Origin of the sequence: Mycobacterium sp. 852002-51152_SCH6134967 (assembly GCF_001667105.1) — a bacterium.
Lineage (GTDB): Bacteria > Actinomycetota > Actinomycetes > Mycobacteriales > Mycobacteriaceae > Mycobacterium > Mycobacterium neumannii_A.
In genome coordinates, this window is sequence record NZ_LZIK01000070.1 from 52,201 (window position 1) to 68,302 (window position 16,102).

Genomic DNA, 16,102 nt, shown 5'->3' on the forward strand with positions numbered 1-16,102 from the left:
AGCTCACTGCTGCTGCAGCAGGTCGCGTTTCACCTCGAGCCTGCGCAGCTTGCCCGACGAGGTTCGCGGCAGAGTACCGGGTTTGACGAAGACGACCTCGGTGGGCACCACACCGCATTCGGATGCGACGCGCTCGATGAGGTCGGCGCGCGACCGCGCCTCGTCGGGTCCGCGGAACTCGGCGACGATCGCGACACCGGGACGGATCGACCGCTCCCCCACCCCGATGGCCACCACGGCGCCCTCGCGCACACCGGACGCAACGGCGGCCACCCGCTCGACCTCTGCGGGGAAGATGTTGCGGCCGGCGACGGTGATCAGTTCCTTGGCACGACCGCACACCACGAGGCTGCCGTCGACGAGGTAGCCGAGATCGCCTGTGGCGAACCAGTCGTCGGGATGCAACGGTGCGTCACCGCGGTAACCCGACATCATCGAGGTACCGCGGATCAGGATCTCGCCGACCTTTCCGTCCCTGCGCTCATCGACGCGCACCGCCATGCCGGGTATCGGCTCGCCCAGCAGCGCATGACCGGCGTCGTCGACGATCAGCCCGCTACCGGGTTCGGGAACCGTTACCGCACAGGTGGATTCGGCCAAGCCGTAGGAGGGCGCGAGCGCGCCCGCGTCGAATCCGAATCGGGCCATCTCCTCGGCGAAGCGCGCAGTGAGCGCGCAGTCGACGGGTTCGCCGCCGTTGAGCGCGAACCGCAGGTCAGAAAGGTCGACGTCGGTGACGCGTCGCGAGTACTTCCCGATCAGGCCGTAGGCCATGTTCGGCGCAGCGGTGATCGTGGCGCGGCTCTCGGTGAGCCAGTTCAGCCACCGAAACGGCGAGGCCTGAAACGCCGCGGTCGGCGCCTGCCACACGTCGATACCGGCCAACGCCCCGGCGAGCACGAAGCTCAGACCCATGTCGTGGTACAGCGGCAGCCAGGAACAGCCGACGTCACCCGGCCCGACCCCGATCCGCGTGTTCAGACCGTCGAGGTTGGCGAGCACCGCGCCCGGTGACAGCTGCACCGCGCGCGGCACGCCTGTGGAGCCTGCTGTGCCCTGCAGGATCGCGATGTCGGCGGCTCGGTCGGAGCGCCGGAAGTTCGTCGATCGGGTCAGCGGGGCGACCGAATCCAGTTCCTTGACGATCGGAGCTCTGTCCACGAGGCCGAGTTGCTCCAGCTGACGCCCCCGGCTGAGCACGTGGCTGACGCCCATGCCCGCGAACCGGGCCACCGTGGATTGCGCCCACTTGTCGGCGTCGGCGCCGCGGACGGGGCCGGGCGCGATGGTCACCGGCACGCCGGCCTGGAAGGCGCCGAGGATGGCCGCGATGAGTTCGACGGTGGGCTCGTTGGCCAGGCCGAGCGCGGCGACTTCCTCGTTGAGCAGCCAGTCGGCGACGTTCTCCGCGCGGGCGTGCACTTCCGGCCAGGGGTGGCGCGTCCATGTGCCGTCGTCGAAGACGTAGAGGCTGTGATCGGAGCTGGTCAACCGCTCGGCAAAGGTCGCAGCCAACGATTTCATAGATACCTCGCAGTACTTACCCGCTCAATTCGCGATTTTCCGTCTAGTAAATATCGCCTAAGCTAACTTACGGGAATTTGCGGTGATCCTACGGGGTGGGAGGCTTCGTTCCTAGGCCAGCTTCAGCGGGTATCGGCCCAGACGTCGACCCGGTGCACCGGCAGACCGTGGCCGGGCAGGAGGTGTTCGACGGGCAGCGCGCGCATGCGCGGCTCGCTGCGTTTCGCGGTGGCGGTGTCGACGGTCTCGGGGGTGAACCAGGCTTGCCCGCCCGCGCTGAGCACCGCGTCGCCGGAGATCAGGGTCCGACTGTCGGCATGCCAGAACGCGGTCGAGTCGTCGGTGTGGCCGGGCACGTGCAGCACCTCCCAGCCCGGCGCGCCGGGCAGCGGCTGACCGTCTGCCAGCGGTCGCGCCCCGCCAAGGGCGTCACCGACCATCCCCTTGCTTCCGCCGTACCCGGCGATGCGCGGACCGTCGGCGAAGCCGCGCAGCCCGGTCAGGTCCATCGGCTGGCTGATCAGGGTCGGCCAGATCTGGACGATCTTGCTCAGCGCCGGGGTGCGGGGTTGCCGCGTACCGTCCAGATAGCTGAGAGTGACCTCGGGAAGATGTAGCGCCACGCTGTGTTCGGCGGCCAGTCGCGGCGCCCCGGCGACGTGGTCGCTGTGGCCGTGGGTGGCTGCGACCGCGCCGACGGTGCCGCGGTAGACCGACAGCACGCCCGCGACGTCGTCGGCGCTGCCGGGCATGCCCGCGTCGACCACGACAACGCCGCGGTCGCCACGGATCAGGTAGCAGTTGAAGATCCACCGGGAGAGGCGGATCACCCCGATGTCGTCGAGCGGATCAACGACCAACGCCATCGCAGCATCCTTCGGTGGGGTCCACGTGAGAAGTGTGCGGTGCGGGGCTCTCCTGCGGCAAGCATCGGGCCGATGGTTGCGGGGGTGGCGTAGCCAGTGAGAAGCCAATGAGAAGCCAATGAGAACGGCCCCCGGAGTGTCCTCCGAGGGCCGTTCCACCTAGTAGCGGGGACAGGATTCGAACCTGCGACCTCTGGGTTATGAGCCGGCCGGTTCCGGTCTCGCATGGCCTCCCGGGTCTGAAACGTGCAGGTCGCGATCAACCGCCCGTCCCAGCCATCACGGTGCGTCTCACATCATCACGGCAGTTGCGCCCTGTTTCGTTCACAAATTCGTTCACAACCTAAGGCGTCACTTGCCGCCACCGGTCGGCGACGCTGCTGCAGGGCGTCGAAACTGGCACCACCCACGCATCGCCGGGCACCTACCCGACCCGGAGGGTCGCCGCGGACACCGCCCGCTGCCACGAACGGGTCAGGAGAGTCTGGTCGCGGTTGGGATCGAACCGCCGGATAACAAAGAGGCGGGCGGGCGTCGTCCAGTAGTGCGCGACGCCCGCCTGACCTCCCGTGAAGGAATCCGATTAGCCGATTACCGCCGCCGCGAGCGGGCACACATCGTGCTCTCGAATAGGTATCCGTTTCGGAGCAAATTGATAAACTCGCGAATTAGGTAACCGTTTCACAGCAAATTGAAAACTCCCATTGTGCGGGGCGCGCCCAGCCTGCTGAGGTGGGTCAGTGAACCGACTATATTTCGGCGACAATCTCGAGGTGCTCGACGAGCACGTCGACGATGGATCCGTCGACTTAGTCTATCTGGATCCGCCGTTCAATTCGAACCGTAACTACTCCGTCATCTTCGGGCGAAATCGAGCCGTCGACGAGTCGGCGGCGCAGATCCAAGCGTTCGAAGACACGTGGCGGTGGACGCACACCACCGAAGTGCTTTTAGGTCAACTGTCGCAAACGGCACCGCGGCGGGTCGCTGACACCCTTTCTGGGTTCTATACGCTCCTAGAAGAAAGTGAGGCGCTTGCCTACCTCGTCAATATGACGCCTCGCCTGCTTCAACTGCACCGGGTGCTCAAGCCCACCGGATCCCTCTACCTGCATTGCGACCCGACAATGAGCCACTACCTCAAAGTCCTCCTAGACTCGATATTCGGTGCCGAGAACTTCCGTGATGAGGTCAGTTGGCAACGGCACAATGCCCGCAGCGTGAAGCAGGCAATCTCGCCGCGCCTCCACGACACACTGCTCTTTTACGGCAGGAGTCGTATTGGCACATTCTTCGAAACTCGGGTGCCATCGGGAGCTATGTCTGAGCCCCACGACATTGTGACTTGGACCGATGGTAATCGTTACCGCACGAAGGATTTGACTGGTCCGGGAACGCGGAAGGGAGAAACTGGACAACCCTGGCGCAGCGTCAACCCGACTGGTGCTGGCCGACATTGGCGTGTGGGGCACACCACGCTCGAACAACTAGATATGGAGGGCCGTCTCTATTGGCAGAAGAATGGCATGCCTCGCGAGCGTGCACAAGATCCGTACGTGCCCAGCGAACGGTCGGTGATCGTCGGCGACGTGTGGACTGATATTCCTTCCATCAACTCCGGTGCCGCGGAACGCCTCGGCTACCCGACGCAGAAGCCTTTAGCACTGCTTGAGCGAATCATTCAAGCGAGCAGCAACCCCGGCGATGTCGTTCTGGACCCCTTCTGCGGGTGTGGTACTACAGTCGACGCCGCACAACGGCTGGGTCGTCAGTGGATCGGTATCGATATCACCCACCTCGCGATCGACGTCATCACCAAACGGCTGCTGCACACGTACGGCGGCGGAGTGTTCGGCTCCATCGAGCTTTCCGGCATCCCGAAAGATCTCGGTGGTGCCCGCGCACTGTTTGACCGGTCACCGCTGGAATTTGAACGCTGGGCTGTCTCCATGGTCAACGCCGAACCGAACGAGAAACAGGTCGGAGACAAAGGCGTTGACGGCGTAGCGAGGTTCCCGCTCGGCACCGGCAAGATCGGCAAACTACTGGTGTCGGTGAAAGGCGGTAAGACAATCAACCCGTCGATGGTGCGCGACCTCTCCGGCACCGTAGAAGCCCGCAAAGCACAGATGGGTCTGCTCATCACCCTGGCACCAGCGACCAAAGGCGTCACCGACGCGATCAACCACGGAGGCGTTTTCGCCCACCCCGCCAACGGCGAGCAGTACCCGCGCCTGCAGCACATCACCGTGGCCGATCTGCTCGCCAAGAAACGCCCGCAGGTACCCCCGACCTTCCTGCCCTACATCGCCGCGCAGAAACACACGGTCACCCTCGAGCAGACCACTCTATTTGCGGCCGGATAAGCCCCCAAAAAGACCCCCGAGCGCGCACCTGGCCACGATCGAACGGGAGTTCACGGCGAGCTCACGCCGCCTGTTTTGAGTCCCAGAAACCCGCTTCTGACCTGCAAAGATATGTGGTGCGCGATACTGCGATCGAACCTGTTGACGACGGTTGAGAACCCGGTACCCAACACCGCGGCCCCATGGATAACCGCTATATCGATAGGGTTTCGATACGTGTTCGCCCCACTGGCAGACTTGCCAACCGCATCAGAGCAGATAGCTGCGCCGTACGCGATCAGGCAGTGGACTGTCGGGCATACACGCGAGCCGGGCACATCCAAATGCACAAGCCGTCCGCCGCTCTGAGCACCACCGTTCGAGCCGCTCAACGCGGGGAGTCACATAAGATGGGGTCAAACGGAACGCCGACTAGGATCAGCAGTCGATGAACGCGTGGATCGAATCACTACTCGACGTCGAAGATATGCGCCGGCGCTGCGCTGCTCATGACCAGTGGGCGTCGAAGCACCCAGAGGCGGTGGCGCTCGCCGAATCGTGGGCTGACCAGAACCTCGAGGAACTGACGCGTGCATAACCCCTGAGCGTCGGGACGAACCGACGCGCGTCTCCTCGCCGGAGCGTGAAGTACGTTACATGGGTTTGTTTAGTCAATGGGACTTAAGACGCGCCAACAGCTTTGTGTCACAACGCGTTCAAATGTTGCGCGGGGTGTGCGCGAGGTGACTCAATCGCTCACGATGGACAAGCGCGCAGGTTCGGTACCGGGCCGCGGTGGGAGTTGACTCCACTGCTGCCGATCCACAACCACCGGAAGTTCGACAATGCTGACGCGCTGACGGAACAGAGCAAGCGTTTCACCCAGGCCAGTCGCCGCTGGCGCTATTATCCCGTGGTACTCGAGCTGATGAGCTGTCGCGGCGACGCGCTGACAGGCTCTGTAATCTCCTACCGGCGAAGCGATGTCATCGTCGTCCAAACCAGTTTCCCCACGCGCATAAGCCGAGCGCAGGTCGAGGACGTTCTCGACCTCCACTTGCACTCGATATAAGACACGCGGCTTCACTAAATGTGCCGGCACACCGGCGTCATCCACGAGGTGCCGATACGCCTCTTCGACACAGCTGTCGAGCGGCCTGCCCAAATATATGACTGGAAACGACTCGCCCCAGCGACCAGCGTATCCACCCGCGAACGCATCACGATCAGGTGCGGCGTGGCGCAGGAATTCGCCGGCAACGTCGACGCCACCAACTCCGGCGACCCGCTCCGTCAGCGTTCTGGGCCGGTTCATCGTTTAGGACCACCGGCCAGTCGGTCGATGGCGTCTAGTACCTCAGTGAACCGACCGTCCCTCAACAGCTCTAGCGGGGATCGGCCGCCGAGGCTTCGTTGGCGGGAGTGTAGCCAGATCTCGATCCCTTCGTCTTCATAGACATCTGCTAGTCCTTCGATCACGTACTTGAGCTCAAGGAGGCGCTCCCTCGATTCGCCCTCCGGCCTACTCTTGCCGGCCGCCCAATTCTGAACCGCCCGCTCGCTGACACCGGTGACCCCGCCGATCTCACTAACTGTCAGCCCTCGACGCGCGTCAGCCACAACCCTGGTGTAGACGAGGGACTGCGCCTTGCCAGCGGCCATGTTCATACTTCTCCTCAGAATTCATGCTAGATTTCACTCTGCACTTCGCACTATAGTACGTATAAAGATCCCGATCAACAGGAAAAAACACTGGATAGGAGGGCAGCGGTGAACCTCTTCGTGCGCGCCGGCCGATCCGACAACCTCGTTGTCGACGAACTTCTGGCGCCGGCCACTGCGGGCGTGCCTTTTGGTGGGCGCAGCGTGCCGATGCGCGGTCTCGTCATCGACGCACCGACCGCCGTCGCACAGCCAGCGCTGCGCCAGGCCGCCGAGGGCGCTGGCTTGCCGATCATCGTCGACCCTCTAACCCATCTGTTTCAGGACGAGCAGGTCCCTAATAAGGGCTGGGCTGCGCTCGATTACGCCGACGCTAAGGCATTTTCAGCTGACCATTTCTTTGAGGAGACAGCACTGGGCACGCTGGTGCAGAAATCGCTTGCCTTTCAGCTTGAGCATGGCGCGTCGATTCTGGTGCCCCCGTACTTCTACGCGAAATCTCCAACAGATCCCTGGTTTCGGGTTCAGCTCGCCGCCAACAGGAAAGCCGCGGAATACCTTACAGGTGAACGAATCAACCTCCCAGTCGCACCGATCTTCGTCGGTAGCTTAAAAAGCTTTGGGGCTCAAAGGTATTGGGATACTGGCGTCGATGAATTCCTACGCAGCCTGGCCGATCTCAACGTCCGGTATGTGCCGGTAGCCCTGTCTTCTAGCCGTGCCCTAAATGGTGATACCGAGGACAGGCTCGGCGCGTATTTGGCCACCGTACGACATGTAGGCGCCGCAGTTCCGGTCATCGCTTGGCGTCAGGGGCAATATGGTCTTGCGGCGGTCGCCGCCGGTGCAGTGGGGTACCAGACGGGACCCGGTATTGACGAGCGGTGCGACTTTGCACAGCTTTCCCGTGCGCGGCGACCGAAGCCGCCACCCAAGGAGAAGAAAGAACTGAAGATGCCCCGGCACATCTACCTGAGCCGCTTTGGTCGCAGCGTATCTGGCCGCGTTGCCCAAGCCCTGATAGATAACGGCCATCTCCGGGGAACTCTCACATGCACGGAGCCCACCTGCTGTCCGAACGGGGCGTCCAGCATGACGACCGACTGGCGCCAACATGCCGTCCGATCACGCGCACGCGAGCTTGATGAGCTCAATCGCATGCCCGATGCAAGCTGGCGGCTCAATCACGTCGCACGCCTTGCTGAGCGGGCAGCCGACGTCGCCCGCTCAGCTAACGAGATCCTAGCCAAGTCGGACATCAAGGAGAGAGTCCCCGAGTCGAGTTTTCGGGCGCTAACTACAGTGGCTGATGCAATTCGCGTTCAGAGCGACCGTCGCGCCGGATAAGAACTCGAGCTAGATCACTCGAAGGAAAGGCCAGCTCACTGGCCATCAGCATCTTGCAAAGCCAGCAGGCGTGCGCCGAAGCCCCGGTTGCGATCCGTGTGCACGTCGCCTCCCATACCTGCGGCGAGGCATCGAGCAGATCGCGATCAACTCGCCAGCCTAACGCCGGATCGGATCCCAACAGCGAGCACCTTCAAGGGCCCGCTCGCCATAAGACCAACCAAGTCAAAGCGAGCCGGCGGATGGGCCTCCATCGATCCGACACCTGCAACCGCTGTCGCGTACCTGGAGAAACGACGACAGGGAAACCCGTCGGAACACTGCGGTCCCATGCGAAGGTACTGGTATGACAACATTCGTCATCGATGCAGCGGCGGCCATCGACCTCGCCCCGGGCGGAGCGACCATTCCACCACAACACAGCCTGGCGGCTCCCACACTGCTGCGTCGTCAGACGCTCGCCCTCGTGCACGAACGGTGCACCGCGGCGAGATCGACGAACCGAGCGGTCGGAACGTTCTCGACGACCGTGGGCTGCGGATCCGGCTCCTCGGCGACCGAGCACTGCAGGACCACGCATGGCGGACAGCCGCCCAACTGAACTGGCCGGATACCTACCGGGCCGAGTACATCGCACTGACCCAGCTGCAGGCGGACGCGCTGGCCGCCGCGGACACGAAACTCGCCGCCGCGGCACGCGCATTCGTCGAAACCGTGTCCCCGGGCCGACATCCTGCGGCCGTACAGTGACGGAACACCCTCGTGCCACTCAATCCCTGGACGATCCGGGCTGCCTCTACGGGTTGATGTCAGATAATCCAATGAAAAGCGGGGCGGGCTCTGTTCATATCGCCCACGCCGAGCACGACGGCAACGCGGAGCAACCATGTGACTGACTTCGAGAGCTGGTGTCAGCCAGCGGCATTCGTGAAAGTCAAGAAGCACACCGCGGGTATGCTGCTGTCAAACGACGACTCAGTGGGCGTCGATGCTGTCGCGGCCACCTTGGCGGAGAAGTACGCGGAAACCGAGACTCTTGCGCTCATCGCCGAGAAGCTGGGCAAGCAGGAGGTCGCAAAGTTTCTTCGGCATAGGTTTCCCACCAAGGCGAATGCGCGGTCGGGCGATATGGGGGAGATCCTCGCAACGGCGTTTGTTCATGAAGACCATGACTACGTTGTCGGCCCGAGCCGACTCATCCACCGCGACCATCAAGAGTGGGCAATGCGCGGAGACGACGTTCTCGGGGCTTTCGTCGACGCTCAGTCTCGCGTACACCTGGTGAAAGTCGAAGCGAAAAGCGGAGTTTCGATCACCGAGAAGGTCGTGAAGGATGCTCGCGAAGGGCTACAGCGAACCGACGGTCTACCTTCGCCGCACTCACTCACTCACTTCGCGGAACGGCTTCTCGGTACCCCGGACGACGCGCTGGGTGAGGCGGTGTTAAGACTGCAGCTGGTCGAGGGAGTACGACCCGGTGCAATGACTCACGTGATGTTCTTGTTCACGGCGAGTGACCCGAGCCAGCTCGTCCAGAATGACCTCACCGCCTACAACGGCATGATCAAGCAGCTAGCGATGACGCTGAGAGTCAACGCCCACCAAGACTTCATCCGCACCGCCTACGAGAAGGCGCTGGCCGATGACACGTGATGCCAGCGCCCTCGCGGCGAGCGTGCAAGAGGCGACCGCCCCTGAATTCCGTCGGCGGCTTCTAGCCAGAGGGCAGGCGCAGTCCATGATCCGGCGCGACGGGATACTGCCCGAAGACGCGCCCCAGTTCGGCGCCAATCTCGATGACGACCTGCTCAGTTACGGTTACGCGCTGATCGCGACGAGTCTTCAACTCCTGGAAGCGGGCGACCCAGAGAACAGCGACGGCGTTCCGACAGCGCAGGAGCGGCAACAACAGGCGCAGACTGGTTTCATCGAAGCGTCCTATGCACTGGAGGCTGCAACCCGCAACGCCGAACCCGACGAAGGAATGGCCTTCCACCGCCTGATCGCCGGGGCTGCAAGCCATTTGGCCGGTTATGCGGCACGCGCCTTTTCCCTGATGCAAACAAGCATCGACTCCGGACGACTAACGCCGATGGAACACACACTCGCCGATCTCGTCCTTCGCAACCTCACGCAGATCGAGACGCGCGCGATTGCCCTACGGTCGTCTGCCGAACTCACAGACGGGGCACTCCTCGACGCCCTACAGACGCAAAGCTTCGACGATCCCACTGACGACGACGAGAAGCCGGAAACGACACCTACTTCCGAGGCAACGACGAGTAGCGATGCGAGTGGTGTGGGACCCATCGCACTGCTGCTCAGCGAGCATTACCTTTCAGCTGTCTCCAGCGCACTGTTCGCCCTCGCGTACAACCAGACAAACATGCTGCAGGCAGCACTGGCGGATCTCGCGACCGGTGAACAAGCATCGCAAGAGATTAGTGTTCCGGGGCCCTGGTGGGTGTACCGGCTTACACGGCGCCTGTTCGGTGACCTCGGGCAGACCAGTATCAGGGCCAATATCCCTGTCCCGCGCCCACCAGCGGCGACCGCATCGGACGAGACGCCCGGAACCGGCGAAATCGACTGGGACCATCTCCGCAGAACATTTGTATCAGCGTTGTTCGCACGAGGGCAGTCCGAAATCGACTTGTGGCCATCGCAATTGCACGTGGTGCAACGCATCTTCGAAGACACCAAGGATCTCGTCGTTGCCCTGCCCACCAGCGCCGGCAAGACACGCATCGCTGAGTTGTGCATCCTCGCTTGCCTGGCCCAAGGGCGTCGAGTCGTGTATGTCACGCCGTTGCGTGCCCTGTCCGCTCAGACCGAACGAGTTCTAGAGCGGACGTTTACCCCGTTGGGCGCCGAAGTCTCGACTCTGTACGGGAGCATGGGCGTCAGCGACGTCGACGAAGACGCGCTGCGATCAAGCCAGATCGTCGTGGCGACGCCCGAGAAGCTCGATTTCGCGTTGCGCTCGGACCGGACCGTCCTCGACGACGTCGGACTGGTCGTCCTCGACGAGGGACATATGATCGGGCCATCAGACCGCGAAGTCCGGTACGAGGCTCAGGTCCAGCGCCTGATCAGGCGCGCCGACGCCGACACGCGGCGCATCGTCTGCCTTTCCGCGGTTTTCCCTTCCGGCCCAGATCTCGACGACTTTGTCGCATGGGTGACAGACGACGAGCCCGACGGACTCCACCGCGAAAACTGGAGACCCACTCGCCAGCGCTTCGGGCTCGTCGAATGGCTAACCGACCACGCCCGCCTTGCGATGACCTTCGAACAAGAACAGTCCTTCATTCCCCGTTACATCGAAGCGAAGACACCGAGTGGCGGCAAACGTAGAAATCCGTTCCCGCATGACAACCGTGAACTCGTCATCGCGACCGCGTGGCGGCTGGTGGAAGAAGGGCAGACGGTCCTCATTTTCTGTCCGCAGAGAAACTCGGTTGAGCCATACGCACGTGAGATCCTTAAACTCCGTGGCCAGGGGTTCATTGACTCAGTCCTTCCGTCGGAGGTCGATCTTGACGAGGCGCTCGCAATCGGCGCCGAGTGGTTCGGTGCCGACCATCCGATCCTGGGATGTCTCAGGGTCGGTGTCGCCATCCACCATGGGGCACTGCCCGGGCCGTTCCGCCGCGAGGTCGAACGACTTCTGCACCGCGGAGTGATCAAGGTGACCGTCGCCTCTCCCACCCTGGCCCAGGGACTGAACCTGTCCGCATCGGTCGTGCTCTTTCACGGCATCCGCCGAGGGCGAGCTCTGCTCACGGGGTCCGAATTCGCCAACGTCATAGGGCGGGCTGGTCGAGCGTTCGTCGACACCGAGGGCTTGGTGCTCTACCCCCGCTACGAGCCGACCCCACGCCATCGACGCGAATGGTTCGACCTGACTGTCGGAGACGCCGGCAAGTCGTTGCGTTCAGGGCTGATCACCGTGGCGGAAAACCTAGTCCGGCGGATGCACGCAGCGGCAGGCTCTCCTCAGCTGCAAACCTTCATCGACTACCTCACCGGAGGGGTCGACTGGGCCTTCCCTGTCATCCTTGGTGAGGACACCGAGGTGCGCGACACTGCCGAGCAGACGTGGTCCTCAAGCCTGGCCCTGCTTGACACCGCGCTGCTTAGCATCGGTGGCGAAGACGAGTCTGATCCAGATGAAGTGACGCAACTCATCGCTGATGCGCTGCGGGATTCCCTGTGGGAGCGTCAGCTCAATCGACTCGAGAATCAGCAGGCGGCCAACGCATTACGCGAACTCGTGAGCAGCCGCGCCCGATTTGTGTGGAGCAACTCAACGGCGGCTCAGCGCCGCGGCTGGTACCTCGCGGGGCTGGGTGCGGCGTCTGGGTACGAGCTTGGACTAGCCGCAGCTCGAGTCGTTGAACTGATCTTTCACGCTGAGAACGCGATCGAAAAGAACGACACCGACGCTGCGGTAGGCAACCTTCTCGAGATCGCTACGATCCTCTTTGCCGTGAGCGAGTTCAAGCCCGAGACGTCGCTCATATGGCAGCCGGTCCTTGTTCACTGGCTGAGCGGAGCGCCTCTGGGTCTTCTCGGTGAGGATCCTGTCGAAGTTGCGCAGTTCATCGAAGCAGACGTCGTGTACCGACTTGTTTGGGGTATGGAGGCCGCCCGCGTTTACGAGACTGCTCACGAAAATATAGTCGCCACAGCGCTTACCGGTACCGCTCTGACGGCCATCGAGACTGGAACGTTCAACCGGTCGGCATCGGTGCTCATCCGGTCCGGGTTCGACCACCGCGCCGCGGCGATCGCTGCGGTAACCGACTCCGAGGCGACCTTCAGCTCATCGTCCGAGATGCGCGACTGGATCCGAGAGTTAGACCCAGACCTCACCGAATCACCGGACTGGCCAACCGTTGAGTCGCACGCCGCGTGGAAGCAGTTTGTGAACCGCGCCGACCGCCTGCGCTCGAATAGTTGGGCACTCCATGTCGAGAGCGTTGAGGAAGTTGCTTGGCGCAGTACTATCCCAGAGGCGGGTGCGTGGTTGCGCGTAACAGACGCTGGTCCGGGCAGGATCGCTCTGTGGTCCACAGGATTTGACGCTCTAGGCGAAGCGATGGTCGACATCAATCCACATCGGCAGGGCGTTCTGCACGCCCGTCGGCTATCGGGTTCTTCAGGAATTAAATTGCACTACCGAGGTCCGCGAGATCTCCTCGCCCCGACCCATCGCAGTAGCTGACGACAAAAATCTAGAAGCACAGCAGAGCGCTCTGTCCAGAACGGTAAAGACTATCCGCCGAGGTAGGGGTCAGTCCTGACTAATTTATCCTGCCTTCCAGGCCACTTCACAGTATCAATACTTTAGAACACACTCGCGCAAGCTGCGCAGCAATATATCGGTAGGTCTCACAGACGTTTCGAGCGGCTCGCGTCCCAATCCAGTTGCCGCCCAGCGCATCCTGAGCGCATGGATAATCTCTATTATCCATGAGACGCCGCATTCAACGACTTTGTGGTTACACAATGTTGCGAACGAATGTGGTTCCGCTATTCGCTGTGAATCCGGACAGCCGCGGCGAACATTCCGCCCTTGTTGTGAATGAACACCAGGCTGCCGCCTTCCTGAATTGTCGAAATGGTGTGAATCCGCCGTGGTTACCCGGCGGCCTGCGCACCAAACGACAGCAGCCGAAGACTTTGGCCGATCCTCGGGCCCTATGCCACCGGGCGCAGAGGAACTCCCGATTGACCGCCGAGTCGACCAGCACCCACTTTGAGCGCACCGGCAGCACCCGCAAACCCGCGCCCAGCGAACACGGCGCGTAGTTGACGATCATCTCGTCGACGGGTCCGGCCGAGACGAACTGCGCGGCGATGTGACCGCCACCCACCACCACCCCAGACGTCCTTACCCGACCAGACGTCCTTACCCGACGCCGCGGACACCCAGCTTGGGATGCAACTCGGGTGACGTCGCCGTCGAACGTCTGCACCGAATGCCCGTCGGCGACGATGTCAGGTCGTCGCGTCAGCACCCATGACAGCTGCTCGTGCATCCACGGGCCCGGATGGATGGCGATGATCCGCTCTTGGATCGCCGATCCCATCACCACCGTGCCGATGGTCGCGATGAACTCGTCGTAGTTGAATGGCCCCGTCTGGTCGACATCACGAGAGGTCAACCAGTCCAGGTTGTCGGCCTCGTCGACGATGTAGCCGTCGAGGTCAACCACTCACAGTTTTGGCTCGCCGGCTCACCGACAGAACGCTGGGACGGCAATGCATGCGCCTGGTGACTCGACCTGGTAGGACGGCGGCAACATCAAGACGACGGTCTCGCAGCTTCGTACTGCAGGCTACATTCCGGCGTAATCCGCGTCAGCCACCAGCCGTCTGCCGGCATGTGGACAAGGTACCCCACACTCGGGGCTTTCCATATCGGCGCATTAGTGCGCGGTTGTTGCGCCCGGCCCTGCAGATTGATTCGGTGTTGGGCTGTCGGCTCGACAAGACCACCTGCCATTACCGCACTGACGGCAACGCAGTGTATGTCTGCACTCGTAGCCGGGACGGCGCTGATGACAAACTCCCTCCAACTGGTTGTGTCATGCGTGAAACGCTTAGGCCATCGCAGCAAGGACTCCGTAGCGCGTATCCATGGAACGCATGCCCGACCGGGTGAGCTGCCCAGCTGTCGTGCCGGCGCTGTCGTGTTGCCGCGTCAACCCAGTGACGTCAGCAGCTCCCGACATGCTTGCTCACACGCCCGGCATGCCTCTGCGCAGATCCGGCAGTGCTCGTGGTGGCCGGCATGGCTTTCACACTCGTCACCACAGGAACGGCAGGCCGAGGCGCACGCTTCGAGGATCGCGGTGGTGAGGTTCGCGTCATACCCTGTGTGTCGGGACAAGACGCGCAACGTGGTAGCGCACATGTCGGCGCAGTCGAGGTTCGTACGAACGCACTTGGTCAGCTCCTGCACTGAATCCTCACTCAGACAGGCGTCAGCACAAGTGGTGCAAGCTTGCGCGCAGTCACCGCATGCGTCGATACACTTCGCCAGCGCCGCCCGATCGACCTCACCGAGGTCTTGAGGGTAGGTCTCCAGCATTCTCGCTGCGCTGCTCATTAATTCTCCTCCGATCCATCGCAACAGTTGTGCCGAACGCGTCAACGTAGGGCACCAGCCGCATACCCAACGATCTACGGTTGAACCCCGTAGAGATGAATCGCGGACAGATAAGTCATGTGCGGATGGCTCGCCGTCGCTACAGACGGGCCGGCACCGTGCCGCCTCAATCCATGTGCCGGTCGGGCGTCGCGTGGTCGTCGGCGTAGGCCCCGATGACTTCGTTAGTATCACCACGGTTATGCAAAAACTGGTCGCCTAACACTTCTGGCGAAGCTGTCGAGGGCCGCAACGAGCATTGCCGCCGCCAGCCGTGTATGCGGTTTCGAGCTTCGGGCCGCCTCGTCAGCGAGCTGACAGGCGTAAGGAAGTGCCGCCGCTAGCGATGAGTCAGAGTCAGAATCGTGAAAGTGGTACGTGGCCGCGTACTGGTTGAGATCAAGCTGTCGACTACGGGATCGCCACTGCAATCACAAAAATGGCTCGAGAGGAAAGGGCGACGGTACCTCACAACTCCCGACACACCGGGTGCCCGCGCCGGAGACCAGCTCCATCCAGTGGGCGGTCTCCCCTACTGCCCAATTAGTTGTCACCCACCTGGCCACAGCGAGCCGCGGCCCAACGACGCATGCAAATGGCCATGAGAAGCACACGACTCCGCCATTAATGCGCAGCTGAAGTCGGTACAGTCGACTAGGCTGGCTGTGTCAACCCGATCTGGGACCACGATGACGGCCTGACTGGGACCCACCTGGCACCGGCTAATCACGCCCTTGGTCTCGGTGGTCACTGCCGAGTGGCGAGGGCTATAGGTATCTGCAGACCTGATCGGGGCTACAGGTTTCGGGCTCTGGGAGGGCTGCATCGTCGCGGAGCGCAGCCACGTTGTCGCGAAGTGTTGTGAGGTCGGCGATCTGCGCGTCGATGTCGGCAAGGCGCGCGTCCAGCAGGTCACGTACGTGGCCGCAGGGAGCTTGGCCGTGGTCGCGGATGTCGAGGATCTGCTTGATCTGGGCGAGGGTGAGCCCGGCCGCTTGGCCGCGGTGGACGAAGTCGATCCGGCTGACCGCGTCGGGGGTGTAGTCGCGGTAGCCGGCCGGTGTGCGTTCGGCCGGGGGCAGCAGCCCTTGCTCTTCGTAGAACCGCAGAGTCTTGGTGGTCGTGCCTGCCGCCTCGGCGAGTTCTCCGATCCGCATCCCGGCCTCCATCGTGTCGCAGGTCTCGCTTGACCTTCCCCT

The 16,102-nt window shown here is 62.6% G+C and carries 13 protein-coding genes; 6 read left to right on the forward strand and 7 right to left on the reverse strand.

Annotated elements, in window-relative coordinates; genetic code table 11:
* Positions 1-3 precede the first annotated feature (3 nt).
* Together mbtM and A5790_RS23615 are read right to left on the reverse strand one after the other, a co-directional pair.
* Entirely contained in the window at positions 4-1,524 is a 1,521-nt protein-coding gene (gene mbtM, locus A5790_RS23610; protein ID WP_066850040.1) for a long-chain-fatty acid--ACP ligase MbtM, read from the reverse strand.
* 122 nt (positions 1,525-1,646) lie between these two features.
* Positions 1,647-2,390: an MBL fold metallo-hydrolase gene (locus tag A5790_RS23615; RefSeq protein ID WP_066850043.1), complete on the reverse strand. Its 744-nt coding sequence runs from the start codon at positions 2,388-2,390 to the stop codon at positions 1,647-1,649.
* 740 nt (positions 2,391-3,130) lie between these two features.
* On the opposite strand from A5790_RS23615, the gene A5790_RS26445 reads away from it, so the two are divergent.
* Entirely contained in the window at positions 3,131-4,756 is a 1,626-nt protein-coding gene (locus A5790_RS26445) for a DNA methyltransferase (protein WP_064412558.1), read from the forward strand.
* Positions 4,757-5,183: 427 nt separating this feature from the next.
* Positions 5,184-5,333, forward strand: a complete 150-nt coding sequence (locus A5790_RS23625) for a hypothetical protein (RefSeq protein ID WP_197696874.1) — start codon at positions 5,184-5,186, stop codon at positions 5,331-5,333.
* A gap of 150 nt (positions 5,334-5,483) precedes the next feature.
* On the opposite strand, the gene A5790_RS25605 is transcribed toward A5790_RS23625, so the two are convergent.
* The gene (locus A5790_RS25605) at positions 5,484-6,050 is read right to left on the reverse strand and encodes an RES family NAD+ phosphorylase (protein WP_082681036.1); all 567 of its coding nucleotides are present in this window, start codon (positions 6,048-6,050) and stop codon (positions 5,484-5,486) included.
* Positions 6,047-6,403 (reverse strand): MbcA/ParS/Xre antitoxin family protein, encoded by a 357-nt coding sequence (locus tag A5790_RS23635; RefSeq protein ID WP_064412556.1) that lies wholly within the window; start codon positions 6,401-6,403, stop codon positions 6,047-6,049. The genes A5790_RS25605 and A5790_RS23635 overlap by 4 nt, the downstream gene beginning before the upstream one ends.
* A 102-nt stretch (positions 6,404-6,505) precedes the next feature.
* On the opposite strand from A5790_RS23635, the gene A5790_RS23640 reads away from it, so the two are divergent.
* The 4 genes from A5790_RS23640 (at position 6,506) to A5790_RS23655 (ending at position 12,974) form a co-directional block, all read left to right on the forward strand.
* On the forward strand, positions 6,506-7,744 hold the full coding sequence (locus tag A5790_RS23640) for a hypothetical protein (protein ID WP_064412555.1): 1,239 nt from the start codon (positions 6,506-6,508) through the stop codon (positions 7,742-7,744).
* A gap of 477 nt (positions 7,745-8,221) precedes the next feature.
* A complete protein-coding gene (locus A5790_RS23645; protein WP_231987876.1) occupies positions 8,222-8,494 on the forward strand; it encodes a hypothetical protein in 273 nt (90 codons plus the stop codon).
* Positions 8,495-8,632: 138 nt separating this feature from the next.
* Positions 8,633-9,397 (forward strand): hypothetical protein, encoded by a 765-nt coding sequence (locus A5790_RS23650; RefSeq protein ID WP_064412554.1) that lies wholly within the window; start codon positions 8,633-8,635, stop codon positions 9,395-9,397.
* On the forward strand, positions 9,387-12,974 hold the full coding sequence (locus A5790_RS23655) for a DEAD/DEAH box helicase (RefSeq protein WP_064416755.1): 3,588 nt from the start codon (positions 9,387-9,389) through the stop codon (positions 12,972-12,974). The genes A5790_RS23650 and A5790_RS23655 overlap by 11 nt, the downstream gene beginning before the upstream one ends.
* A 277-nt stretch (positions 12,975-13,251) precedes the next feature.
* Here A5790_RS23655 and A5790_RS23660 read toward each other — a convergent pair whose 3' ends face one another.
* From A5790_RS23660 to A5790_RS23670, 3 genes are all read right to left on the reverse strand, one after another.
* Positions 13,252-13,968 (reverse strand): dihydrofolate reductase family protein, encoded by a 717-nt coding sequence (locus tag A5790_RS23660; protein ID WP_066850046.1) that lies wholly within the window; start codon positions 13,966-13,968, stop codon positions 13,252-13,254.
* A gap of 488 nt (positions 13,969-14,456) precedes the next feature.
* Entirely contained in the window at positions 14,457-14,864 is a 408-nt protein-coding gene (locus tag A5790_RS26320) for a four-helix bundle copper-binding protein (RefSeq protein ID WP_064416756.1), read from the reverse strand.
* An 806-nt stretch (positions 14,865-15,670) separates the two neighbouring features.
* On the reverse strand, positions 15,671-16,060 hold the full coding sequence (locus A5790_RS23670; RefSeq protein ID WP_006246584.1) for a heavy metal-responsive transcriptional regulator: 390 nt from the start codon (positions 16,058-16,060) through the stop codon (positions 15,671-15,673).
* Positions 16,061-16,102 lie beyond the last annotated feature (42 nt).

Coding starts and splice junctions, on each gene's coding strand:
- A5790_RS23615 (WP_066850043.1), bottom strand. CDS start 2,390: ATGGCGTTGGTCGTTGATCCGCTCGACGACATCGGGGTGATCCGCCTC.
- A5790_RS23670 (WP_006246584.1), bottom strand. CDS start 16,060: ATGCGGATCGGAGAACTCGCCGAGGCGGCAGGCACGACCACCAAGACT.
- A5790_RS23635 (WP_064412556.1), bottom strand. CDS start 6,403: ATGAACATGGCCGCTGGCAAGGCGCAGTCCCTCGTCTACACCAGGGTT.
- mbtM (WP_066850040.1), bottom strand. CDS start 1,524: ATGAAATCGTTGGCTGCGACCTTTGCCGAGCGGTTGACCAGCTCCGAT.
- A5790_RS23655 (WP_064416755.1), top strand. CDS start 9,387: ATGACACGTGATGCCAGCGCCCTCGCGGCGAGCGTGCAAGAGGCGACC.
- A5790_RS23625 (WP_197696874.1), top strand. CDS start 5,184: ATGAACGCGTGGATCGAATCACTACTCGACGTCGAAGATATGCGCCGG.
- A5790_RS26320 (WP_064416756.1), bottom strand. CDS start 14,864: ATGAGCAGCGCAGCGAGAATGCTGGAGACCTACCCTCAAGACCTCGGT.
- A5790_RS25605 (WP_082681036.1), bottom strand. CDS start 6,050: ATGAACCGGCCCAGAACGCTGACGGAGCGGGTCGCCGGAGTTGGTGGC.